This is a genomic window from Shinella zoogloeoides (genome assembly GCF_022682305.1).
Classification (GTDB): Bacteria; Pseudomonadota; Alphaproteobacteria; order Rhizobiales; family Rhizobiaceae; genus Shinella; species Shinella zoogloeoides_B.
The window spans coordinates 2,158,811-2,182,076 of sequence record NZ_CP093528.1 but is presented as its reverse complement, the minus strand read 5'-3'; the positions used below and the strand labels follow the sequence as shown (position 1 = coordinate 2,182,076).

Here is a 23,266-nt window from a genome sequence, read left to right as displayed (position 1 = left end):
TGGATCGTATAATATTTTGAAGCCCACCCATGTCAACCTTGGCCCAGCATTTAATTGCGCATGAGGCCATCTTTTGTGCCGGACGACGCACATCCGTAGCGCACGCTGACACTTCGCATGAGGAAAACGCATGCAAAGCCAAAGTATTTCGAATTCCAAGTTCTCAAGTGGCTGTGAGATGCTTTCCTGACCGAGATGTGGACGCTCGAAAGCCGCGATCGGAAAGGCAAGACGGGGTCAGGGAGGGGAGTGTGAGTATCGAAGGCGCAAAGGTTGTTCGAAGCGGCGGGCGTGACGCTCGGCGGGCATTGCGCTGCGCGCCCGATCTCGAGATGCTTCCTTCGCTCAAGCGAGGAATACCGACATGCGACGTCATGGACGAAGCGCAGGTCGCCCGGATTGACGACGCATCAATGTCGATCCTTGAGGACGTCGGGATTGTCTTCAGGGATGAGCGCGCGTTATCGGACTGGAGGGCGGTCGGGGCCGACGTACGGGGCGAACGCGTTCATCTCGACCGCGGGCTGGTTCGCCAGTTGATTTCGACGATCCCTTCCGGCTGGCAGTACCGTGCCAGAAACCCCGCCCGGAATCTGGATTTCGGAGGCAGCTATTCGATCTTCGCGCCCATGGGAGGCGCGCCGTATATACGCGGGCTCGATAACGAGAGACGCTGGGCCAGCCTTGCCGACCTCCAGATGCTCGTGAAGCTGACGCAGATGTCGCCCGCCCTTCACTGCACCTCTCACCACATCATCGAGCCGATGGACGTCAAGGTGAGCCATCGGCACTTGGAGATCGCGTACACCTCGATCAAATACTCCGACAAGATGTTCATGGGCATGGCGACGACGGGCCGGAACGCCGACGACGTGCTCGACATGTGCGAAATCCTGTTCAGCCGCGACGTGATGGAGACCACGCCCGTCATTACCGGCAATGCCAACGGAAACTCCCCGCTTGTCTGGGACGAAACCATGCTTGCGGCGATCCGCGCGTTTAGCCGTAGAAACCAGCCTGTCCTATGCTCGCCTTTCGCGCTCGGCGGCGCCAACACTCCCGCGTCTACCGCTCCCACGGTCGCCCAGTTGAACGCCGAGGCGCTTGCCGCCCTTTCCTACACGCAGGTGGTTCGAAAGGGAGCTCCCGCGATCTACGGTCACTTTCTGTCGACCGTCTCCATGAAGTCAGGAGCGCCGATGGCGGGCACCCCCGAAATCAGCCTGATGAACTTCATGATTGGGCAGATGGCCAGACATTACGGCATTCCGTGGCGGACATCGAACCTCCTCGGTGGCGCGAAAACGTTCGACGCGCAATCAGGGTACGAGAGCGCGATGACTTTGAACGCCGTGCTCCACGCGGGCGCGAACTTTATCTGGCATTCCGCGGGATGGAACGAGGCGGGTATGCAGTGTTCGGTCGCCAAGTTCGTAGTCGATGCAGACATGTGCGCCATGGGCTACAGGATGGCGGAGGGAGTCCGGTGGGATGACTTCGACGAAGCGATGCAAGCCGTTCGCGATATTGGCCCCGGCGGCCATTTCCTCGGTCACCCGCATACGCAGGCCAACTTCCAGCGGGCCTTCTACATGCCGAAGCTATTTAACAACGACTCCATCGAGCAATGGCAGGCAGAAGGCAGTGTCGAAATAACCGAACGCGCACTACAGTATGCTCGAAAGCTACTTAGGGACTATGAAGAGCCCAAACTCGACGAGGGGACCGACGAGGCGTTGCGGGACTACATGGCAAGGCGTAAGCGGGCGATTCCCGCCGAAGACGCTCTGAATACCGAACGATGAAAAGGGCCAGGTTTTAGCAAATTCACTCGTCGTTCGGACGGTGCGATTGGGGCGATCTCGCGGTGTGCCGTCTAGCTCTTCGCTGGAAGAGATTTAGCGGCCGCAGGCACTGTGAGACCGCTTTGCCCGTTGGGTAAACATCGAGAGCAGGGGTTTCGATCCCGCGATCGGGAGACCATTGGAATGAACATGCAGCGAAGGGCGTGAAGGTGGAGGTTTCTGTTGCCAGGTACCTCCGAACCCCGCCTAAGAGTGCGACCCCTTAGGACTTGATTTGAAGTGTCACACCGCGATTAAGCAGCGAGACGAGCTTCCGCATAGTTGTCGTTTGCAACTACTATTTTGACCCGATAACGGCGGTATCATGCCGAGCACAGCTCATGTCTTTCAGTGCCAGTCGATCCCATGTCGCCCCCATCAAAAGCCGCTCCTACCGAGCGGTTTTTGGTGGAGGCGGCGGCGTCGAAGCCGCGTCCTGTTCACCTATTGCACATAAGGTTTAGCGCCATAGTCTCCTTGCGGAGCATCTCATACATAGGCACCGATCTTGCGAAAGACAAGAGCCTATCTTAGGTCGCGACCGCGACCCTTCAGCGAAACCACCGTGGTTCCTGATTGACTGCCTATTTGATCGAGCTGAATTTTCAGTTCCCGGTTCTTTCGTTGCAGGCTCCTGAGGCGGATCGCCCAGTCATTGATTTGGTCGGCTATTCGTTGGTACTTTGCCTGCCACTCGGCAAGTTCCTCCCGAAGCATTGCGATCTTCAGGTGGGGATCGTCGTCCCTTTTCGTGAGATGCCTGTTCACGGAGTCAACGAAACTCTGAACTGCCTCGCGAGTCGCAACGGCGTGCTTAGGTCCTTTAAGGAAATCGGGGTTCAAGCCGGCCCGCCGTAGCACATATGCGCGGTCAATAGACTTCCGTGTCCGCGCGAGTTTTCCGGTCTTCAGATCGACTTTTATCGCCTGCTGGGCTTTATGCAGACGATTAAGCGAAGCGGCTGTCCTACTCTGAGCAGATAGCTGAAGCTGTTCGGGAATATTTTTAGGCATCTTCGAACCAGTTTTCGATAGAGGAGTCGGATGCGATGGCCTCGTCCAGCACTCCTCGGAGGTCCGGCCAGGCTTCAATCTGTTCGCGAACTTGGTTGACTGCGTAAATCTTTTGCATGGGCGAATTTTCCGTAGAATTTAAAAAGAGCTTCAGGTTGTGAATGTTCTCTTCTACTATTTGTCGGCGCTCAGGCATCTGTAGATGGTGCTCGCATCCTGCTTTGCAGTTGGCCGAATCGGCCAACACATCTTTAGAGATCAACGAACAGCTTCCGCGAGAAAATGGCGGTTTGACACAAAATTTTCCGGGTCCGACTTTGATCGGATAAATGTGCTGTGCCATTGCGTCAGCTACGAATTCTTCCTGGCTCATCTGCAAATCCGTCGCGGTAGTATGTTCAGCGAGAAATTGCTGAAGCCGTATTCCGGCCGCCCCTCCGAGCGTCTCCGGTCCGGTCGCCTGTTCGAAAATTGCAGCAAGCCGGTTCGACCAGACTTTGCGAACGCCGGTTTGCAAATCATCGGCTAAATGCGGGGAGGAGAGCGCATACCCGGCGGCTTCGTTCTTGTCGATGTGGTCCATGATTACCGCGGCGATCGTCAGACCGTCCGTCATCAATCTGACGAGCAGGTCGATGACGGTTTTTCGCCAGCTATAACCTGTCACTTTCGCCGGAGCTTTTATCAGCCGGCAAAACTTGCGCATTCTATTGCTTAGATCGGCGAGAGACATTTCCTCATGTTTGCTGGGTGACGGGAAAATATGGTCCGACGTTTCGCCGGTAGCGTCCAATATATCTTCGAGTGTCTCCGCTACGAGCTTTAGAAAAGGGTGAACTCTTATCGTCCTCACCACGGGCCGCGGCACCCCCTTGGAGCGTGTGAATTTCAGAGAGATTTTTTCTTCATCCAACGCGGGACTTCCGGAGCGCGAGCTGATGAAATTCCGTCGAAGCGATAATAATTCAGAAGGCCGCAGCCCTAGATGAAAGCCGATCAAATTCGTACAGGCAATCATGATGAGGACCACTAAAGAATATAGTATATTTCTCGGCTCTATCTCATGAAGAACGGGTATAACTTGTGAAAGTGAAGCCTTTACGTCGAGTGGACTCACCTCGTATTGGTGGATATCGCGTATAGCGTCGATTATCTCCGATCTATGCTCGAAAATCTCAAGCGATGGCCGTAGAAGCGCGTCGATTTCGGATTCTGATAGAGCCTGCTTTCCCTTTGCAGCGGTCGAGTCTTTCGGTGAATCGTCGACTTCATGCTCCCAGTCATAATCGGGGAGCGCCGGTAGAAGCATTCCGGTGCGGCTCATTTCGACGAGATCAAGGAAGACTTCAAAATGGTAATCAGAAGAGTTTCCATTCGCTGCAAATGTCAGTGCTTCGCGTAGTCGATGAGGTGTGACACGTGACAGACATGACACGCCAACCTCACGAAATGCCAGCAGCAAACGGCGCACGGAGATGATCTCTCGATGGATAGTTCCAACCGCCGATAGCTTCTTCCGTCGAAGTGGCAGGATTTCGCGGGTGAAAATGTAGCAAACGGTTGCTTGCTTCAGTGCTTCCAACAAAGCGGTATCTATGTCTTTCCGCAGCCCGGCCACCTTGCGCGCCTTGAAACGTCCGGCGCCTAGAAGGTTTACGACTGCCTTTCTCTTCGAGCCCGCCGTCGTTGCATCTGGAGGAAACAGAACAACATTGTCCCGGTAGAAACTAAGGGGCGTGAAACGCATATCTGGCAGGTAGGGAGGGCGCTTGCCCTCCTTCACCTTGATCGCGACGACCCACTCCAGTTGCTCTACGGCCGCCGATACACTCGCTTTCATGAGGGTTGCCGTTCTGCATGTTCGGAAAGCTCAAGCAGAATATGATCCACGGCCCTAAGACGGCGGTGGTGGGAACTGCCCATTGTGGCCTCATAGCCGAGCGCGGAAATTTCACGTTGAAGCTGGGCGCGAATTGCCTGGAGATGCCCGGCTGCGTCAGGAAACCAGCGTGCGAAAGGACAGCCGTCAATGCATCTCTGGCCTACACAAGGTCGTCCAGTGGTTGCCCCATCGCGAAACTCGGGTGGAGGGAAAGTGGGGTCTGCGCATCTGTTTCCCCACACCGTGGTCGTTCCCGGATCGAGAACACTTGCCGACTGAGCGAGCGAAAAGCCCTGGTGACTTAACTCGCGCTTCAAAGCCGTGATTGAGTATCGCTGAAGTTTTATTAGTTCGATACTTTTCTCAAACACTGCGATTAAAGTCGTCTCAGCTCGCTCCAGTGTTTGCTTTCTTCGTTCATACGCGACAATTCTCTCGCTGTGGGAGGCCAGCAATTTAATGACGGCGAAGCTCCCGCCGGGAGACACCAGCCCGGAGTTGAGGTGGGCATCTCTGAGCGACCTGCTCGCGCGTGATATGCCGTAGTGCTCAAGGGCATCGGAGAGGAAACGCCGAGGGTCTCCTTTCTCATTCACAATCGAATAGAACTTGCCTTCACTGCGGTACACGAAGACATGGTCCTTTATTGTCTCGTAGTATTTAAGTGTGCTTTTTTCTTTCGACGATAAAGAGATTTTATCTCTCAGTAAGTCTATTTGCCTTTTGATTTCTAACCGTGTCTGCTTAGTAGCATTCTCAACAAATTTGAGAAGTTGATAAGCGTGAGAATAAGGTGTCATCAGCGAAATAGCTCGGACAGTTCTCGGGCTTTCGCCCTTTCTTCGATTTCCTCGATGCTTTTGCGCAATAATGTAGCATATCCCGTCCTTCGATCCGGGTGGAGAGCTAAACGGATATGGCGCATACCACTGTTCTGCTTTCATGGTGCCCAGGGCAGATAGATTGAACCCAGTTCGAAGCATTACTATTATTATAAATGGCGCTAGGTCTCTACCTTCAGGATAGAAATATAGGAGGTGGCCGTTTAACCCCGGGCGCCGTACGATGGTGCCGTCTGGCGTAAATCCCTCAGCGCCAAAATGTTTTTCCAGTCCTTTGACGACCATCGGGTAACGACGATTCAATTCGTTCCACGGCAGCATTTGCAATTGAAGCACATTTTTCACTGACCAAACGCGCTTCTCAAGTAACTGCCAGTTGCCTCGGAGAGTGAAATCGAATGGCCTGTCGAGGGCTGCAGCCACTTCGGCCTGCCGGCGGAGTAGCATGAGAACTTCGCTCTTGGCGATCTTCAGAACTCGTTGAATCTCTCTAGATTCAAGTAGCTCGCGAACCGCCGTATTGGGTGCGGTAGGCAGCGTCGGCACTTCCTGTTCTTTCTCCCCTCCAAGACACTTGACCAGCCGATTGAACACTCGAACAGTGTCAACGTCTTCGCGGAAGCGCTTATGGAAAGCAAGTCTGAAATTTCCGTCAATATTTCTAACGTGGGTAACTAGTCTTCCCGACTCATTTGAATAAATTATGACGAATTGCGCGATTTTTCTGAGATTTTTTATAATCTTATTTATCGTTGCTGGCCGGGCTTGCCTAAAAAACTCACGCCGTATCAGGGGAACGCTGTTTAACAACAGGGGCCAATCTCCCAACTTAGACGGATCAAATCCCAGAATATCTTGAGTAGTACTTGGTGGTGCATGATCTGGAAAGTCGGCGAGCGCTTGAACGGTCGATCTGGTCGCATTTGTAAGCACACCCTTGATCGTTCGCTTTGACATCAGTTACTCAGCCTCGCTGAAGTTGTCGAAATCGCCTAATTCGTCGAGTCTGTCGTTGAACGCCATCTGATACCGAAGCCCGATTTTTCCATGTGCGAGCATTTTCAGGTACTTCTCGGTTGTCGCCATCAATTCATGGCCGAGATCGTTCATAAGAAGGAGTTGGACTCCTTCTCCGATCCTCATGAAATCCTCGTAGCTGGCTTTGTTAATATCGATGTTTCTGGACTTCATTTCGGCGCAGATTGCTGTCTCCATGTAAGTGCATGCATGGGCGTGCCGTAAGATATGCTGCGTTATCCTATAATCGCGGCCAAGAAGGATATTTGTCGATCTCATGGCGGAGAACTGATTGTGGTAGCTGTGCGGCTTGCCGCGGCAGTTCAAAAAAAGTGTATCGGTAGTCCTGTCCCTCGAAGATCGACACCGTTGAATGAGTTTCTTTCTAGTCGTGGCCCAGTACCTCCACATTGCGCGAAGGGTCCGCGGGGAGGCGCGTACAAATCGAATTTTGTTCCCTTTCCCGACTATCTTCCATTTGCATTCCGCGAGAGAAGAGGATGTGTCAGCCCAGAATGCGTCTACATCGGGCAAGAAACCGATGCTCTCGTCGGTTTTCCGTGGCGCGCCGGCCCAAGAAGATGGAACTTTTGTATTCTCCACCACTTCTTCTGCGCGCATACCAGTATCGTAGAGTAATATAGAAACAAGCTTGGACGTTTCTGTTGGCAGTGCCTGGATGAACGCAAAAATTTCTTCGATAGGCGGAGGTATGCCGTGCGCAGGATTCTGTCGCTTCCCAATCTGGCAAGCGCTTTGCGGGGCGAGGTTAGCCTTGACAGTCGCGAGGCTTCTGTTTGCCTCCATGATGTGACGCGGTACGTCACCAGCGTCAGACTCGTCACTAAAGTTCTTTATGTAGCCATTAAGTTCGAGCCATCTGCCACACCGCAGGTTTTCCGCAACCCGGACTTTAATGGTGTGGTTATAGGCGAGTGGTTCGGCGATCCCTTGCTTCCAGAACGATTGCGTCCAAAACCCTTTTGCCATTGCTTGCTCATAGAGCTCATTGAACATCCACGCTCGTGCATCAAGCCAGTTCAGCGACCCAAGCGATGGGTGAGAAATCTCGCTTTCCAAAAAATTGGTGCCGTCGCAGATCGCGGAGACGATCGCTCGGGCCGTGGTTGCAGAAAGCTTGCGAAGCATGGACTTTGGACGGGAGAGGTCTCCAGGGTTAATCTTTCCGCGAATTCGATCGTGGATGTAGTGATTAACTCCCTCAAGGTAACGATCGCCGGAATCCAGTATGTACGGTGTTTTATCGCCGAACCTGCGAATGCCTTTTTGTTCCGCGCGGCGTGGAATATGTACTGAAGCCATCCATCTCGCCTCAATGAAAATTTATAAATTCGATACGGCAATTATAAATTTAATGGAAGAAAATATAATTTTATTTGATTTGGGAAAAATTAAATGTATGAATAATAATACTTAACGTGGTTTTTGAAATTCTTTTTGTTGGTGTCTTTTATTTTGATATCGAGCTTTCGATTTTGGTGTGGAGTCTTTGATTAAATTAATTTAAGGTTCCAGTTTGAAGTAGTATTCAAGGTATATATGTAGATATTTTTCGTGATCGTCCCTGAAATATTTTTTTATTCAAGGGGCTGACCGCTTGACGTCGCTCATCTCCAGTTTTGTCAATTTTTCCGAGTCGAGTTGGTGAACTATTTCATAAGACTGAGCAGAAGTGTCTAATTAAAGGTTTGGTTGCGTTGGCCGGGCTTTGCTCCGAAAAACGAAGTGATTTTGAGTTTCCTGGTGAGGTTTGGCGGAAAAATATAATAATAACATTGACTTACTCTGATTATTGTGTAAGTATGTTCGTACGGTACAGCAGGGATGCGATGACCGTGAAAGGGTTAACGGCACGGCACGGCACGGCACGGCACGGCACGGCACGGCACGGCACGGCACGGCACGGCACGGCACGGCACGGCACGGCACGGCACGGCACGGCACGGCACGGGCTCAAGGCACGGGCTCAAGGCACGGGCTCAAGGCACGGGCTCAAGGCACGGGCTCAAGGCACGGGCTCAAGGCACGGGCTCAAGGCACGGGCTCAAGGCACGGGCTCAAGGCACGGGCTCAAGGCACGGGCTCAAGGCACGGGCTCAAGGCACGGGCTCAAGGCACGGGCTCAAGGCACGGGCTCAAGGCACGGGCTCAAGGCACGGGCTCAAGGCACACGGGCTCAAGGCACGGGCTCAAGGCACGGGCTCAAGGCACGGGCTCAAGGCACGGGCTCAAGGCACGGGCTCAAGGCACGGGCTCAAGGCACGGGCTCAAGGCACGGGCTCAAGGCACGGGCTCAAGGCACGGGCTCAAGGCACGGGCTCAAGGCACGGGCTCAAGGCACGGGCTCAAGGCACGGGCTCAAGGCACGGGCTCAAGGCGGGGGCTGTCTGCCCCCGGACCCCCGAGGATACAAAGAAGGGTTAAGGGCGTTTGGCGCAACTCGACCGACTGCGCGCAGCTTATGGATAAGCGGAAATCGACAAAGAGAATTTAGATGTTGCTGGCAAGTCAACCCGGTGTCGGCGGAACTCATATACCGCCCCCGGGTCCAATGGGTTTATTACACCGCCCGTTTATTGCCATAGCTGCCGAAGCAGCACTCCACATATAGGCATTCCCGCCGCGCATGGAAAGGGCTTTGTGACAGGGATTTTTTCAAGGCGGGATCAGGCGCTTGCGGCCAGCGACGGTGCTTCGCCCGCCCATTGCTTCTGGAACTCGGCGAAGGGCACGGGGCGGCCGAAATAGTAGCCCTGGAAGGCGGTGCAGCCGTAGGATTGCAGCAGCAGCAGTTGCTCCTTCGTCTCGATGCCTTCCGCGACGACCGAGAATTCCAGCATGCCGGCAATGTCGAAGATGCTTTTCAGGAGGATGCGGTTGCGCTTGCTCTCCGGGGCCTCCTGCACGAAGGAGCGGTCGATCTTGATCTCGTGGACCGGCAGGCGGCGCAGGTGGCTGAGCGAGGAATAGCCGGTGCCGAAATCGTCGAGCGAAATAGTGATGCCGGCGGCGCTCAGCGCGCGCATCTTCCCGGCGACGATATCGATATCGGCGGCCATCATGCTTTCGGTCAGCTCGAGCTTGAGGCGGGTCGGGTCCAGTTCGCGCGCGGCGATCCGCGCCATCAGGGTCTCGACGAAATCCGGCTTCATGAACTGGTCGGCATTGACGTTGATCGCCAGTTTCAGATGGCGTGTCGCGGCGTCCTGCTGCCAGAAGGCAAGGGTCCGGCAGGCTTCGCCAAGCACCCAGTCGCCGATTTCGGGCATCAGGCCGGCCTGCTCGGCGGCGGGAATGAACGCGGCCGGCGGTATATGGCCGCCATCCGGCCGCTTGCGGCGCAGGAGAGCCTCCGCGCCGGTCGCCACGCCGGCTTCGTCCACCTGCGGCTGGTAGAAAAGCTCGAATTCCCGGTTTGTGAGTGCGCTTCTGATATCGCGCGCTATGTCCAGGTTCCGGGCGAATTTCAGCCGCATCACATAGACCGCGCCGCAGAGCATGGCGATGGCGATGACCGAATTGATCCAGGTGCCCAGGGTCCGGAATTCGTCCGGGATCGGCTGGGCGAAGGGTACGGAAACATGCGTGCTGGCGAAGACCACGAAGGCCAGGAGACAGAGTGCGATGACGGTGAACTGGAGGCGCGAGCGCTCCCGCTGGTAGTTGATGTAGCCGAGCAGCGCGAGAACGAGGAGGAAAAGGTGCGTGACCCGCGGCGCTACGCCGTTCGGCACGTCGAAGACGAGGCAGAACACGAGAATGATGGCGAGGAAGGCGGCCTGCGAGAAGAGCAGGGCCGCCGAAAGCCGGCGCCGGCGCGCCAGAAGAAAGCTCATGATGGCGACGGCGATGACGGCGATATCGATGATGACGAGCGCCCAGGCATGCCGCAGCGCGAAGACGATGCCCCAGCCGAACGACATTCCTGCCACGGCGAGGCAGGCCATGCCGTAGGCCAGCCAGAATCTCTGCGAATAGTCCTCGGCCTGTCTCAACTGCCGCCACCGTCGTTGCCCGCGGCATACCCATCCGTGGCCGCATGGGCACCTTTACGTCCTATTCCTTCAGAAAGTGCAAAAACCGCGAAGTAAAACCGAACGATGTGGCAATCGCGTATTCGGCGGACCGAGCATTCATTCGTGCTTGACTTGCCATTACAGCATGAAAACATGGCGGCGCGGCAGGTCCGTCATGATGACGGACGCCGAGTGACCGTAGAGGAGACACCATGACCGACTATCTCGCAGATGTCCGCAAGTATGACAGCGGTGCCGACGAGGCCATCGTCAAGAAGATCGTGACGCATCTCGGCATCGCATTGCGCAACCGTGACTCCTCCCTCGTCTCCTGCACCGATCCCGAAGAGCTGAACCGCGTGAAGGAGAAGTGGTGCGGCAAGAAGCTCGGCATTACCGGGGACGCCGCCGACAAGGCGGTCGAGGCCGTGTGCAAGGCGATGGCCGACGACCGCACCAAGTCGCGCGTGACGTTCTACTACCTCGCCGCCAAGGAACTCGGAAAACTCGACGCGCTCGCCTGAGGAAAGCCGGGAAAAATCCATTTCACCCTTTGGCCGCCGCCGCTTCGGCTCTAATATCTTACGCTGGATAACGAATCGACGGCGGCCATGCAGCAATATCTCGACCTTCTCGCCCATGTGATGGAAAACGGCTCCGACCGCGCAGACCGGACCGGCACGGGCACGCGCGGCGTCTTCGGCTACCAGATGCGCTTCGACCTTGCCGAAGGTTTCCCGGTGCTGACCACCAAGAAGCTGCACCTGCGCTCCATCATCCATGAACTGCTGTGGTTCCTGAAGGGCGACACCAACATCGCCTATCTGCGCGACAACGGCGTCACCATCTGGGACGAGTGGGCCGATGCGAACGGCGATCTCGGCCCGGTCTACGGCTACCAGTGGCGTTCCTGGCCGACCCATGACGGCCGCCATCTCGATCAGATCGTCGCGGTGGTCGACAGCATCCGGAACAATCCGAATTCGCGCCGCCATATCGTCTCGGCCTGGAATCCTGCGCTGGTCGACGAGATGGCGCTGCCGCCGTGCCATTGCCTGTTCCAGTTCCATGTCGCGGACGGCAGGCTCTCCTGCCAGCTCTACCAGCGTTCCGCCGATATCTTCCTCGGCGTGCCCTTCAACATCGCCTCCTATGCGTTGCTGACCATGATGGTGGCGCAGGTGACGGGCCTCCAGCCGGGCGATTTCGTCCATACGCTCGGCGACGCCCATATCTACGCCAACCATTTCGAGCAGGTGCGCATGCAGATGACGCGCAAGCCGAAGCCGCTGCCCTTCATGAAGATCAATCCGGATGTGAAGGACCTTTTCTCCTTCAAATTCGAGGACTTCGAACTGGTCGGCTACGAAGCCGATTCAAGCATCAAGGCGCCCATCGCCGTCTGATTTGGGGAAAGCCGCATGAGCCAAGCCAAGATCGTTCTCGTCGTCGCGGTCGCGCGGAACGGCGTCATCGGCCGCGATGGCGACCTGCCGTGGCGGTTGCCGTCGGACCTGAAGCGCTTCAAGCAACTGACGCTCGGCAAGCCGGTGCTGATGGGCCGCAAGACCTGGGAGTCCATCGGCCGTCCGCTGCCGGGGCGCCCGAATATCGTCGTCACCCGCGACACGGCGTTTTCGGCGCCGGGCGCGGATGTCGTCGCCTCGCTCGACGAGGGGCTGGCCGTGGCGGGGCGCGAGGCGCGGCTGCTCGGAGTGGACGAGATCTGCGTCATCGGTGGCGGGCAGATCTACGCGCAGGTCTTCGACCGGGCGGATATCCTGCATGTCACCCATGTCGAGGCGGATGTGGAAGGCGACACGCGCTTTCCTAAAATTGATCCGGCCCTGTTCGAAAAGGTCGTGGAAGAGCCTATCCCGCAGGGCGAGAAGGACAGCCACGCCATGCGCTTCGTCACCTGGCGCCGGAAAACCTCTGCATAAGGCGCGTCGATCACGAACTATTTTGCCGCACGGGCGCACAACGCGCCCCGGATTTGTTGAAAGGTGCCCGAGGGATACCTATAACGGGTTCACCTAGCGTTGCGCGGCGAAACAATCCGCGAAACACTCAGAACAAGCGATGGGGCGTTTTCGCATTGGCGGAAGCGCTCCAAGGGGATTTAACGAAAGAGGTATTGATGCCCTGGAGCAATCAGAACGGCGGCGGCGGCCCTTGGGGCGGTGGCGGCGGCGGAAACAATCAGGGGCCGTGGGGGCAGGGACCGAACCGCCCGCGCGGTGGTGGCGGCGGCAATGGCGGCCCGCCCGACCTTGAGGAAATCATCCGGCGCGGCCAGGACCAGCTCAAGAATGTCATGCCCGGCGGTTTCAACGGCGGCATCGTGGTCATCGCGCTCCTGCTTCTCGGCGTCTTCTGGCTGATGAACGCCATCTACACCGTCCAGCCGGACGAGCGCGGCGTCGAGCTGCGCTTCGGCAAGCCGAAGCAGGAAGTCTCCATGCCCGGCCTGCATTTCCACATGTGGCCGTTCGAGACCGTCGAAGTCGTCAAGATCACCGAGCAGCAGCAGAATATCGGCCGCCGCGCGGCATCGTCGGGTTCCGACAATTCCGGCCTGATGCTGACGGGCGACCAGAACATCGTGAACGTGCAGTTCTCGGTGCTCTACTCGGTCACCGATCCGCAGGCCTATCTCTTTAACCTGGAATATCCGGCCGAAACGCTGCAGCAGGTCGCCGAAAGCGCCATGCGCGAAGTCGTCGGCCGCCGTCCGGCGCAGGACATCTTCCGCGATAACCGTCAGGCGATCGCAGAGGGCGTGAAGACGACGATCCAGGCGACCATGGACGCCTATGGTGCGGGTATCTCCATCAACACCGTCGCCATCGAGGATGCGGCCCCGCCGCGCGAAGTCGCCGATGCGTTCGACGAAGTGCAGCGCGCCGAGCAGGACGAAGACCGCTTCGTCGAGGAAGCCAACCAGTACGCCAACCAGAAGCTCGGTCTTGCCCGCGGTCAGGCCGCGCAGATCCGCGAAGAGGCGGCCGCCTACAAGGACCGCGTCGTCAAGGAAGCGGAAGGTGAGGCGGCACGCTTCCTTTCCGTCTACGAGCAGTACAAGGCCGCTCCCGACGTGACGCGCAAGCGTCTCTTCCTTGAAACCATGGAAGGCGTGATGAAGAGTTCCAAGAAGGTCATCATCGACGAGCAGCAGAACGGACAGGGCGTGGTTCCCTTCCTTCCCCTCAACGAACTCGGCCGGGCGACCAGCCAGCAGGCGGGAGGCACTCAGTAATGGGCAATCGCGTAACAGCCATCCTGATCGCCGCCGGCGTTCTTCTCTTCATCGTCTACTCGTCGGTGTTCGTGGTGAACGAGCGCCAGCAGGCGATCGTCATCCGCTTCGGCCAGATCCAGGACGTCAAGTCCGAGCCGGGCCTCTACTTCAAGCTGCCCTTCGGCTTCATGGATGCCGACAGCGTCCAGTATATCCAGGACCAGGCGCTGCGCTTCGACCTCGACGATATCCGCGTCCAGGTCTCGGGCGGCAAGTTCTACGAGGTCGATGCCTTCGTGGTCTACAAGATCACGGATGCCCGCCGCTTCCGCGAAGCGGTCTCGGGCGACCGGGAATCGGCGGAAGCGCGCCTGCGCACCCGTCTCGACGCGGCGCTGCGCCGGGTCTACGGTCTGCGCGGCTTCGAATCCGCCCTTTCGGAAGAACGGGCCTCGATGATGCGTGAAGTGCGGGGCGAACTGGCGAACGACGCCTCCAACCTCGGCCTCACGATCTCCGACGTGCGCATCCGCCGCACGGACCTGACGCAGGAAGTCTCGCAGCAGACCTACGACCGCATGAAGGCCGAGCGTCTTGCCGAAGCCGAACTCATCCGCGCCCGCGGTAACGAGGAAGGCCAGCGCCGCCGAGCCATCGCAGACCGTCAGGTCGTCGAGTTCGTTGCGGCCGCCCAGCGCGATTCGGAAATCCTGCGAGGCGAGGGCGACGGCGAGCGCAACCGCGTCTTCGGCGAAGCCTTCTCGCAGGACCCGGACTTCTTCGAGTTCTACCGCTCGATGAGCGCCTACCGCGACTCGATGAACTCGGCCGACACGACGCTCGTCCTGTCGCCGCGTTCGGAGTTCTTCCGCTTCTTCGAGAACGCCTCGGGCAACAGGCCGGCGGCCGCCTCGGGCACGACGAACGGTGCGGCGGCGACGCCCTCCACGGCAAACTGAGAACGCTTCCATGTCCGATTTCCTGACGGGGATCGCGTTCTTCCTGATCATCGAGGGGCTGGTGTACGCACTGGCCCCTTCGGCTTTGAAGCGCATGGCGGAATATCTGCCGCAAATTCCGGAAAACCAGTTGCGAACCTTCGGCCTCGTCGCCGTCGCGCTCGGCGTCCTGATGGTGTGGTTCATTCGCGGCGTATGAAACCGCCCTTGCGGGCGGCTGCGAAGACGGGCAAGACTTCGCGGCAAATCATTATGGCGGACTGATTTTTGCCGTATCCGGGGCAAACACTCGCCGTGACAGCAAGACAAAGAGGATGCCGAACATGGCTTTGAAGACGAGGTCCAGCGCAGCCCATGCAGCGCTCGCGCTCGCGGTGACTTTCTCGCTGGTCGCGGGAGGGCCGCTCGCGGTTCCGGCGGCGGCCGAGGTGAAGCCGTCCGGCCCGGAATCCGTCGCCGATCTCGCCGAAAGCCTGCTCGACGCGGTGGTGAACATCTCCACCTCGCAGAACGTCAAGGACGAGGACAAGGGGCCGGTGCCGCAGGTGCCGGAAGGCTCGCCGTTCCAGGATTTCTTCGACGAATTCTTCAAGGGCGAGGGCGGCGAAGGCTCCAACCAGCCGCAGACGGTCAATTCGCTCGGCTCCGGCTTCGTCATCGATCCCTCGGGCTTCATCGCCACGAACAACCACGTCATCGAGGGCGCCGATGATATCGAGGTGAACTTCGCCAACGGCTCCAAGCTGAAGGCCAAGCTCGTCGGTACGGATCCCAAGACAGACCTTGCTCTTCTCAAGGTCGAGCCGAAGACGCCGCTGAAGGCCGTGCCCTTCGGCGATTCCCGCATCATGCGCATTGGCGACTGGGTGATGGCGATCGGCAATCCGTTCGGCCTCGGCGGCTCGGTCACGGTCGGCATCATTTCCGCCCGTGGCCGCAACATCAATGCCGGCCCCTACGATAACTTCATCCAGACGGACGCGGCCATCAACCGGGGCAATTCCGGCGGCCCGCTGTTCAACATGAAGGGCGAGGTCATCGGCATCAACACGGCGATCATCTCGCCGTCGGGTGGCTCCATCGGCATCGGCTTCTCCGTGCCGACGGAACTGGCGCAGAACATCTTCACCCAGCTTCGCGAATTCGGCGAGACGCGGCGCGGCTGGCTCGGCGTGCGCATCCAGCCCGTCACCGACGATATCGCCGAAAGCCTCGGCATGACCGAGACGAAGGGCGCGCTGGTCGCCGGCATCATCAAGGGCGGGCCGGTCGACAACGGCTCGATCCAGACCGGCGACGTCATCATCCGCTTCGACGGCAAGGACGTGCATGAGATGCGCGACCTGCCGCGCGTCGTCGCCGAAAGCCCCGTCGGCAAGGCAGTGGATGTCGTCCTGCTGCGCAACGGCAAGGAGACGACCGTCAAGGTCACGCTCGGCCGTCTCGAGGACGGCGAGGACACGACCGATGCCGGGGAGGACGCGACGCAGGACGAGGGCGCTACGGATGAAGGCGCGACACCGGAAACGGGCGAGCAGGCCGAACCGAAGAAGACCGAGACGGTTCTCGGCATGGGCATCGGCGATCTCGATCAAGACGCGCGCAAGACCTTCGATATCGTGGAAAGCGTCAAGGGCGTGGTGATCACCGAGGTCGCGCCGGATTCGGCTGCCGCCGAGCGGGGCATCGTGCCGGGCGACGTGATCGTGGAGATCGGCCAGGAAACCGTCACGACGGCGGAAGAGGTCAAGAGCCGCGTCGCCAAGCTGAAGTCGGAAGACCGTCGCAACGCGCTGATGATGATCGCCAATCGCAGCGGGGCGCTGCGCTATGTCACGGTGCGTATCGATTGACGAAAGGCCGAGTCCCGCCAGGGGCTTGGCGGCGGCTGTCGAGAAAATGATTCAGGCCGTTGGAGCGTTGCTTCAGCGGCCTTTTTGCTGCCAGGCCGCATGGTCGAGGGTGTAGAGGACGTGCGGGCGCAATTCGGCGCGGGCATCCGCGATGCCCGGCATGCTGAAATCGCGGTCCGGTGCGGCCACCATGCCGATGCGCCGCATGACGGCGATGGAGCGGGCATTGCCGGCTACGGCGAACGAGACGATCTCGGGAAGGCGCCTTTCCTCGAAGCCGAAGTCCAGCAGTTTTTCCGCTGCCTCCGTGATGTAGCCGCGGCCCCAATGACGCTTGGCCAGCCGCCAGCCGATCTCGATCGTGCCATCCGCCATATGGGGTTCCAGCCCGTGGGTGCGCGAGAGGCCGCAGAAGCCCATGGCCTCGTCCGTTGCCCGGTCGGCGAGCGCGTAGAAGCCGAAGCCGGTTTGCGCGATGATGTCGCGCAGGCGGTCGAAGAGTGCGTCCGACTGGGCGCGTGTGCGCAGGAAGGGGAAGAATTCCATGACCACGGGATTGGAGTTGATCTCGTGGAAGAGGTCCCGGTCCTTTTCCTCCCAGTTGCGCAGGGTGAGACGCTTCGTCGTGGCGATCCGCATCAGGCCGTCACGAAATCCGATTTTCGGTAGCCCTGAAGGTAGAGAAGGGCGGTGAGGTCGCCGTGGTCGATGCGGATTTTCGCCTCGGCCGCGACGGCCGGCTTGGCGTGCAAAGCGACGCCCGCGCCGGAGGCATGCAGCATGCCAAGATCGTTCGCACCGTCGCCGACGGCCATGGCCTCGTCCGGCGAGAGGCCGAGGCGTTCGGAAATCTCCAACAGCGCATCCACCTTGGCCTGCTTGCCGAGAATGGGCTCGGCGACGTCGCCGGTGAGCTTGCCGTCGGCGTCGAGCAGGATGTTGGCGCGATTCTCGTCGAAGCCCAGCGTGGCGGCGATGCGGCTGGTGAAGACCGTGAAGCCGCCGGAGACGAGCGCGGTGTAATAGCCCTTGGCCTTCATCGTCGCGATCAGTTCCATGCCGCCCGGCGTCAGCGTGATGCGCCTTGCGATCACGTCGTCGACGACGGAGACCGGCAGGCCCTTCAGAAGCGCGACGCGCTCGCGCAGGGCCGGCTCGAAGGCGATCTCGCCGTTCATGGCGCGGGCGGTGATGGCCGCGACCCTGTCCTTGAGGCCGACTTCGGCGGCCAGTTCGTCGATGCATTCCTGGCCGATCATGGTCGAATCCATGTCGGCGACCAGCAGTTTCTTGCGCCGCGTCTCGGCATCCTGAACGGCAAGGTCGACCGGCGCGCCGGCGATGAGCGCGCGGATCGTGCTCTCCGCCGCAGCGGGATCGCTGCCGTCACGCAGCGCGATATCGCAGGCGATGCCGTCGGCAAGCCAGTAGAGGCCCGAGGCCTTGAGCGCATCGGCGGCCTTCTCGGCGATGGCGGGCGTCAGAACAGGATTTGACGGATTGGCGACAAGCGTGGCAACGAAAGCCATGATGAGAAACCTTGATCGAAAGCGGGACGCGATCCTGATAACGGGACCGACGGCAAGCGGCAAGTCCGCGCTTGCCGTGCGGCTCGCGGGCGAGCACGGCGGCGTCGTGATCAATGCGGACAGCATGCAGGTCTACGACACGCTGAACATCCTGACGGCGCGCCCGCAGCCGGCGGACATGGCCGGCATCGAGCACCGGCTTTACGGCCATGTGCCGGCGGGCGCAGCCTATTCCACCGGCGACTGGTTGCGCGAGGCGACGACCGTCGTCGCGGAGTTGCGCGAGCGGGAGAAGCTTCCTGTCTTCGTCGGCGGCACGGGCCTCTATTTTCGCGCCCTGACCGGCGGCCTGTCGGATATGCCCGCGATCCCGGAGGAGGTGCGCGAGCGGATGCGCGGCCGGCTCGCCGACGAGGGGGCGGAGGCCCTGCACCGGGAGCTGACGCGGCGCGACCCGGAGACGGCGGCGCGCCTGATGCCGGGGGACGGCCAGCGCATCGTGCGGGCGCTCGAGGTGCTGGAGGCGACGGGGCGGTCCATCGGCTTCTTCCAGTCCGCCACGGGGCCGGCGGTCATCGCGCCGGAACGGGCGGAGAAGATCGTCGTGCTGCCCGACCGGGCGGCGCTTGCCGCCCGCATCGACCGGCGTTTCGGGCAGATGCTGGAAACGGGTGCGGTGGAAGAGGTGAAGGCGCTGCTGGCATTGAACCTTTCGCCCGCCATGCCGGTGATGAAGGCCATCGGCGTGCCGCAGATCGCCGCCATGCTGGCCGGCGAGATGAGCGCGGCCGAGGTGATCGAGCGCGGCGCGGTCGCGACCCGGCAATATGCCAAGCGCCAGATGACGTGGTTCCGCAACCAGCTCGACGAGAACTGGTCGCGGGTCGATCCTAGCGCCGGATCAGGCTGCTGAGCGGCTTCTTGAGGAGCTGTTCGCGGATGGAGCCTTCGCGGCGTGGTTCCTGCGGCTCGCCGAAGGCGGGACGCGCTGGCTGGCGATGAGGATCGGCGGCAGGGCGTTGGTCGCCGGTCAGTTCGCGGCGGATGGTGTCGAAGCGTTCCTGCGTCGATTGTCCGTAGACGCTGCCCGCGCCCGGCAGCATGTCGGGCCGGTAAGGCTCGTGCAGGGACGGCGCGGGGGCGGCGGGGGCCGTCGCGGCGTTCTGCAGCGTGTCGATATAGTCCTCCTCGTCCTCGTAGGGGGCGTCCTCGTAGCCGGTCGGCATGTCCTGCGCGGAGAGATAGGAATTCTGGAAGCCGGAAATGTCCGGGCCGGCAATCGAGCGCATGCGCGTGACGATGGAGCGCAGGTCGACGCTTTGCGGCGTCTCGTCCCCTGTCTTCGCGCCAGTGCCGTTCGCCTTGGGCAGGCTGTCGGCCGCCACGCGCGAGAAGCGGATGCGCATGGGCACCGCGACGGCCTCGCCGAAGGCGATGGCCTCGCCGTTGCCGATGGAGGAGATGAAGCTCGTGGTCGAGGCGGAGGAATTCGGGATCGCCGAGCGGATGATCTCCTGGTCGTGATCGTTGGCAAGGCGCATCGCGAAGATCGTCGAGCACTGCGAGAGAATGGTCGGGTCCAGTTCGCCGGGGCGCTGGGTGATGATGCCGAGCGATACGCCGTATTTGCGGCCTTCCTTGGCGATACGGGCGATGGCCTGGCGCGTCGGCGTGAAGCTGAGCTTGGGATCGGCCGGCACGTAGCGGTGCGCTTCCTCGCACACCACCAGCATGTGCACCCCGCCATTGCTCCATAGGCCGATCTCGAAGGCCATGCGGCAGAGAACGGAGGCGACGGAGTTCAGGACCTCCGAGGGAATGCCGGCGAGCTGGAAGGTGGTCACCGGCTTGTCCTCGCCGGGAATGCGGAAGATGCGGGCGATGGTGTCGAGGATCGTGTCGGTGATCGTGTTCGAGGAGAACATGAAGTGGTAGCGCGGGTCGTTGATCGCCGACATGATCTTGACCTTGAGGGAGCGCAGGTGCGGCTTCTCCGCCCGGCCTTCGAGCCGTCCGATGCGCTCGTCGATCAGCGCCAGCAGGTCCGCGATGCGGAAGGGCACGGGCGTGTCTGCGGTCATCGAGCTTTTCTCACTCGTGCGGCGCATCACGCCGTTCTCGTTCGAGCCGCGGAAGGCGCGCTTGGCCTCCGGGATGAGGTCGCGCAGGATATCCATCTCCTCCGGCGCCGGCGGGCGGCCGCGGAAGATCACTTCGGCGAATTCCTCCAGCCGGAACAGCCAGAAGGGCAGGTCCAGCGTGTCCGTATCGATGACGACGGCAAGATCGCCGAAGGCGGCGGCGAATTCGTTGTGCGGGTCGAGGATCAGCACGCGCAGCTTGGGATCGGACTGGATCGCCTTGTGCAGCAGGAGCGTGACGGCGGTGGACTTGCCGACGCCGGTCGTGCCGACGATGGCGAAGTGCTTCTCCAGCATGGAGGGCACGTGGATCGTCGCGTCGAGGCTGTCGTCCTGCGTCAGCTTGCCGATTGCGCAGACGTCGTGCTTGCCGGTGTCGTAGACCTTGGCGAGGTCCGAGGTGCGGATGCGGTGGGCGACGGCGCCGAGATAGGGATAGTTGGTGATGCCGGCGGAGAATTTCTCGCGCCCGTCCGGGCCGACATAGACCTCGCCGAGAAGCTCGACCTCGATGCGGAAGACGGTATCGCCGTTCTCGGACCAGCCCTGCTGGTCGGTGGACATGGAATAGACGAGGGCGACGACCCGGTTGCGGCCGACGGAAATGGAGATGAGCCGGCCGACGGACCATAGTTCGGTTAGGGCCGTCTGGCCCGCCTGCGCCAGCGCGCTGATGGTGGCGCGAGAGCCGCTGCACGCGACGACGCGGCCGAGCAGGCGGTTTCCTGCCGCCATTTCATCGCGCCGTTCCTGCTCGCCGGCCACGATAGAGGTCTGTAGATCATTGTTGAGCAATCGCGGCACTCCTTGCCATCGGCCTCGATCATACTCCGGGGCCGCTTAACAAGGCGTTTCGGGTCTTTCGCGGCCTCTGCCGCCCCGTGCCGTTTCGAAACGGCCGGAAAAGCGTTGACGTGCGTTTGCTTTGTGTCTAACAATCCGCCCCATGAAAAATCTGACGGCTATCATTCTTGTGGTGGGAACGCGCATGGGCAGGGTGGTGTAACCACCCGGCGAAAGCACCCATGCGCGGTAAGCAGGCTCCTCCAAGGGGCCTTTTTTTATGCCCGAAAATTCGATAATCACCCTGAAATGCGAAAAGAGACGGACGGAAATCCGATGAGCGGAACAGAAAACCAGATGACGGGCGCCGAGATTGTCTTGCAGGCCCTGAAAGACAACGGCGTGGAACATATCTTCGGCTATCCGGGCGGCGCCGTCCTGCCGATCTATGACGAGATATTCCAGCAGGACGATATCGAGCACATCCTCGTGCGTCACGAGCAGGGCGCCGGCCACATGGCCGAAGGCTATGCCCGCTCCACCGGCAAGGTCGGCGTCATGCTCGTCACCTCCGGCCCCGGCGCGACGAATGCCGTCACGCCGCTGCAGGACGCCCTGATGGATTCCATCCCGCTCGTCTGCCTCACCGGCCAGGTTCCGACCACGCTCATCGGCTCGGACGCCTTCCAGGAATGCGACACGGTTGGCATCACGCGCCCCTGCACCAAGCACAACTGGCTGGTCAAGGACGTCAACGAGTTGGCCCGCACCATCCATGAGGCGTTCCGCGTCGCGCAGTCCGGCCGTCCCGGCCCGGTCGTCGTCGACATCCCGAAGGACGTCCAGTTCGCGACCGGCACCTATACGCCGCCGTCCGCCGCGCCCATCCAGAAGAGCTACCAGCCGAAGGTCCAGGGCGACGCCAACCAGATCGCGGCGGCCGTCAGCCTGATGAAGTCCGCCCGCCGGCCGATCATCTATTCCGGCGGCGGCGTCGTGAATTCCGGCCCGGAGGCCTCGCGCCTCCTGCGCGAACTGGTCGAGATCACCGGCTTCCCGATCACCTCGACGCTGATGGGCCTCGGCGCCTATCCGGCCTCCGGCAAGAACTGGCTGGGCATGCTGGGCATGCACGGTTCCTACGAGGCGAACATGGCGATGCATGACTGCGACGTCATGGTCTGCATCGGCGCGCGCTTCGACGACCGTATCACCGGCCGCCTCAACGCCTTCTCGCCAAACTCGAAGAAGATCCATATCGACATCGACCCGTCCTCGATCAACAAGAACGTCCGCGTCGACGTTCCGATCCTCGGCGATGTCGGTAATGTCCTGGAGGATATGGTCCGCCAGTGGCGTGCCGGCGCGAAGGACTACGACAAGGCGGTGCAGGCCGACTGGTGGACGTCCATCGCCAAGTGGCGGGCGCGCAACTCGTTCGCCTATACCCACAGCAACGACGTTATCATGCCGCAATATGCGATCCAGCGGCTCTACGAGCTGACCAAGGACCGCGACACCTACATCACCACGGAAGTCGGCCAGCACCAGATGTGGGCGGCGCAGTTCTACGGCTTCGAGCAGCCGAACCGCTGGATGACCTCGGGCGGCCTCGGCACGATGGGCTACGGTTTCCCGGCGGCGATCGGCGTGCAGGTCGCGCATCGCGACAGCCTCGTCATCGACATTGCCGGCGATGCCTCGATCCAGATGTGCATCCAGGAAATGAGCTGCGCCGTGCAGTATGACCTGCCGGTCAAGATATTCATCCTGAACAACCAGTACATGGGCATGGTGCGCCAGTGGCAGCAGCTCCTGCACGGCAACCGCCTGTCGAACTCCTACACGGAGGCCATGCCCGATTTCGTCAAGCTGGCGGAAGCCTATGGCGGCGTCGGCATCGCCTGCGACAAGCCGGCCGATCTCGATGCGGCCATCCAGGAGATGATCGACGTCAAGCGCCCGGTCATCTTCGACTGCCGCGTCGCGAACCTGACGAACTGCTTCCCGATGATCCCCTCGGGCAAGGCGCATAACGAAATGCTGCTGCCCGACGAAGCCACGGACGAAGCGGTCGCCAACGCGATCGACGCCAAGGGCCGCCAGCTCGTTTGATGAAAAGGT

At 60.2% G+C, this 23,266-nt stretch carries 18 protein-coding genes and 1 other RNA gene; 10 read left to right on the top strand and 9 right to left on the bottom strand.

The window, feature by feature from the left end; translation table 11 throughout:
- Positions 1 to 251: 251 nt before the first annotated feature.
- On the top strand, positions 252 to 1,805 hold the full coding sequence (locus MOE34_RS11095; protein WP_242216757.1) for a trimethylamine methyltransferase family protein: 1,554 nt from the start codon (positions 252 to 254) through the stop codon (positions 1,803 to 1,805).
- Between the two features lie 208 nt (positions 1,806 to 2,013).
- On the opposite strand, the gene ssrA is transcribed toward MOE34_RS11095, so the two are convergent.
- The 6 genes from ssrA to MOE34_RS11065 form a co-directional block, all read right to left on the bottom strand.
- Positions 2,014 to 2,369: a transfer-messenger RNA gene (ssrA, locus tag MOE34_RS11090) on the bottom strand.
- Positions 2,370 to 2,858: a hypothetical protein gene (locus MOE34_RS11085; protein ID WP_242216756.1), complete on the bottom strand. Its 489-nt coding sequence runs from the start codon at positions 2,856 to 2,858 to the stop codon at positions 2,370 to 2,372.
- Entirely contained in the window at positions 2,851 to 4,698 is a 1,848-nt protein-coding gene (locus MOE34_RS11080) for a hypothetical protein (protein ID WP_242216754.1), read from the bottom strand. The genes MOE34_RS11085 and MOE34_RS11080 overlap by 8 nt, the downstream gene beginning before the upstream one ends.
- Positions 4,695 to 6,539, bottom strand: coding sequence for a hypothetical protein (locus MOE34_RS11075; protein ID WP_242216752.1), 1,845 nt, complete (start codon positions 6,537 to 6,539; stop codon positions 4,695 to 4,697). Before MOE34_RS11075 ends, MOE34_RS11080 begins: the two co-directional genes overlap by 4 nt.
- Positions 6,540 to 6,542: 3 nt before the next feature.
- Positions 6,543 to 7,922, bottom strand: coding sequence for a tyrosine-type recombinase/integrase (locus tag MOE34_RS11070; RefSeq protein WP_242216749.1), 1,380 nt, complete (start codon positions 7,920 to 7,922; stop codon positions 6,543 to 6,545).
- Between the two features lie 1,364 nt (positions 7,923 to 9,286).
- Complete coding sequence (locus MOE34_RS11065; RefSeq protein WP_242216740.1) at positions 9,287 to 10,615, bottom strand: putative bifunctional diguanylate cyclase/phosphodiesterase; 1,329 nt, start codon at positions 10,613 to 10,615, stop codon at positions 9,287 to 9,289.
- A 233-nt stretch (positions 10,616 to 10,848) separates the two neighbouring features.
- On the opposite strand from MOE34_RS11065, the gene MOE34_RS11060 reads away from it, so the two are divergent.
- The 7 genes from MOE34_RS11060 (at position 10,849) to MOE34_RS11030 (ending at position 16,689) form a co-directional block, all read left to right on the top strand.
- Complete coding sequence (locus tag MOE34_RS11060) at positions 10,849 to 11,160, top strand: DUF2853 family protein (protein WP_242216738.1); 312 nt, start codon at positions 10,849 to 10,851, stop codon at positions 11,158 to 11,160.
- An 87-nt stretch (positions 11,161 to 11,247) separates the two neighbouring features.
- Positions 11,248 to 12,042, top strand: a complete 795-nt coding sequence (locus tag MOE34_RS11055) for a thymidylate synthase (protein WP_242216736.1) — start codon at positions 11,248 to 11,250, stop codon at positions 12,040 to 12,042.
- A 15-nt stretch (positions 12,043 to 12,057) separates the two neighbouring features.
- Positions 12,058 to 12,579 carry a dihydrofolate reductase gene (locus tag MOE34_RS11050; RefSeq protein WP_242216735.1) on the top strand — a complete coding sequence of 174 codons (522 nt, stop codon included), beginning with the start codon at positions 12,058 to 12,060 and terminating at the stop codon, positions 12,577 to 12,579.
- Between the two features lie 197 nt (positions 12,580 to 12,776).
- Entirely contained in the window at positions 12,777 to 13,895 is a 1,119-nt protein-coding gene (hflK, locus tag MOE34_RS11045; RefSeq protein ID WP_242216733.1) for an FtsH protease activity modulator HflK, read from the top strand.
- Positions 13,895 to 14,836 carry a protease modulator HflC gene (hflC, locus tag MOE34_RS11040; RefSeq protein WP_242216731.1) on the top strand — a complete coding sequence of 314 codons (942 nt, stop codon included), beginning with the start codon at positions 13,895 to 13,897 and terminating at the stop codon, positions 14,834 to 14,836. The genes hflK and hflC overlap by 1 nt, the downstream gene beginning before the upstream one ends.
- A gap of 10 nt (positions 14,837 to 14,846) precedes the next feature.
- Positions 14,847 to 15,035, top strand: coding sequence for a DUF2065 domain-containing protein (locus tag MOE34_RS11035; protein ID WP_242216729.1), 189 nt, complete (start codon positions 14,847 to 14,849; stop codon positions 15,033 to 15,035).
- Positions 15,036 to 15,150: 115 nt separating this feature from the next.
- On the top strand, positions 15,151 to 16,689 hold the full coding sequence (locus tag MOE34_RS11030; protein WP_431522428.1) for a DegQ family serine endoprotease: 1,539 nt from the start codon (positions 15,151 to 15,153) through the stop codon (positions 16,687 to 16,689).
- A 72-nt stretch (positions 16,690 to 16,761) separates the two neighbouring features.
- Here the strand turns inward: MOE34_RS11030 and MOE34_RS11025 are convergent, their stop codons facing one another.
- Complete coding sequence (locus tag MOE34_RS11025) at positions 16,762 to 17,328, bottom strand: GNAT family N-acetyltransferase (protein ID WP_242223680.1); 567 nt, start codon at positions 17,326 to 17,328, stop codon at positions 16,762 to 16,764.
- A complete protein-coding gene (serB, locus tag MOE34_RS11020) occupies positions 17,328 to 18,218 on the bottom strand; it encodes a phosphoserine phosphatase SerB (RefSeq protein ID WP_242223678.1) in 891 nt (296 codons plus the stop codon). The genes MOE34_RS11025 and serB overlap by 1 nt, the downstream gene beginning before the upstream one ends.
- On the opposite strand from serB, the gene miaA reads away from it, so the two are divergent.
- The gene (miaA, locus tag MOE34_RS11015) at positions 18,217 to 19,131 is read left to right on the top strand and encodes a tRNA (adenosine(37)-N6)-dimethylallyltransferase MiaA (RefSeq protein ID WP_242223676.1); all 915 of its coding nucleotides are present in this window, start codon (positions 18,217 to 18,219) and stop codon (positions 19,129 to 19,131) included. The genes serB and miaA overlap by 2 nt on opposite strands.
- Here miaA and MOE34_RS11010 read toward each other — a convergent pair.
- Positions 19,109 to 21,154, bottom strand: coding sequence for an ATP-binding protein (locus MOE34_RS11010; protein ID WP_242223673.1), 2,046 nt, complete (start codon positions 21,152 to 21,154; stop codon positions 19,109 to 19,111). The two genes, miaA and MOE34_RS11010, sit on opposite strands and share 23 nt — an antisense overlap.
- A gap of 324 nt (positions 21,155 to 21,478) precedes the next feature.
- On the opposite strand from MOE34_RS11010, the gene MOE34_RS11005 reads away from it, so the two are divergent.
- Positions 21,479 to 23,257, top strand: coding sequence for an acetolactate synthase 3 large subunit (locus MOE34_RS11005; protein WP_242223670.1), 1,779 nt, complete (start codon positions 21,479 to 21,481; stop codon positions 23,255 to 23,257).
- Positions 23,258 to 23,266: the final 9 nt, after the last annotated feature.

Excerpts from the sequence above, each read along its gene's own strand:
- MOE34_RS11085 (WP_242216756.1), bottom strand. The coding sequence starts at position 2,858 with ATGCCTAAAAATATTCCCGAACAGCTTCAGCTATCTGCTCAGAGTAGG.
- MOE34_RS11080 (WP_242216754.1), bottom strand. The coding sequence starts at position 4,698 with ATGAAAGCGAGTGTATCGGCGGCCGTAGAGCAACTGGAGTGGGTCGTC.
- MOE34_RS11075 (WP_242216752.1), bottom strand. The coding sequence starts at position 6,539 with ATGTCAAAGCGAACGATCAAGGGTGTGCTTACAAATGCGACCAGATCG.
- MOE34_RS11070 (WP_242216749.1), bottom strand. The coding sequence starts at position 7,922 with ATGGCTTCAGTACATATTCCACGCCGCGCGGAACAAAAAGGCATTCGC.
- MOE34_RS11060 (WP_242216738.1), top strand. The coding sequence starts at position 10,849 with ATGACCGACTATCTCGCAGATGTCCGCAAGTATGACAGCGGTGCCGAC.
- MOE34_RS11055 (WP_242216736.1), top strand. The coding sequence starts at position 11,248 with ATGCAGCAATATCTCGACCTTCTCGCCCATGTGATGGAAAACGGCTCC.
- MOE34_RS11050 (WP_242216735.1), top strand. The coding sequence starts at position 12,058 with ATGAGCCAAGCCAAGATCGTTCTCGTCGTCGCGGTCGCGCGGAACGGC.
- hflK (WP_242216733.1), top strand. The coding sequence starts at position 12,777 with ATGCCCTGGAGCAATCAGAACGGCGGCGGCGGCCCTTGGGGCGGTGGC.
- hflC (WP_242216731.1), top strand. The coding sequence starts at position 13,895 with ATGGGCAATCGCGTAACAGCCATCCTGATCGCCGCCGGCGTTCTTCTC.
- MOE34_RS11035 (WP_242216729.1), top strand. The coding sequence starts at position 14,847 with ATGTCCGATTTCCTGACGGGGATCGCGTTCTTCCTGATCATCGAGGGG.
- MOE34_RS11030 (WP_431522428.1), top strand. The coding sequence starts at position 15,151 with ATGCCGAACATGGCTTTGAAGACGAGGTCCAGCGCAGCCCATGCAGCG.
- MOE34_RS11025 (WP_242223680.1), bottom strand. The coding sequence starts at position 17,328 with ATGCGGATCGCCACGACGAAGCGTCTCACCCTGCGCAACTGGGAGGAA.
- miaA (WP_242223676.1), top strand. The coding sequence starts at position 18,217 with ATGATGAGAAACCTTGATCGAAAGCGGGACGCGATCCTGATAACGGGA.
- serB (WP_242223678.1), bottom strand. The coding sequence starts at position 18,218 with ATGGCTTTCGTTGCCACGCTTGTCGCCAATCCGTCAAATCCTGTTCTG.
- MOE34_RS11005 (WP_242223670.1), top strand. The coding sequence starts at position 21,479 with ATGAGCGGAACAGAAAACCAGATGACGGGCGCCGAGATTGTCTTGCAG.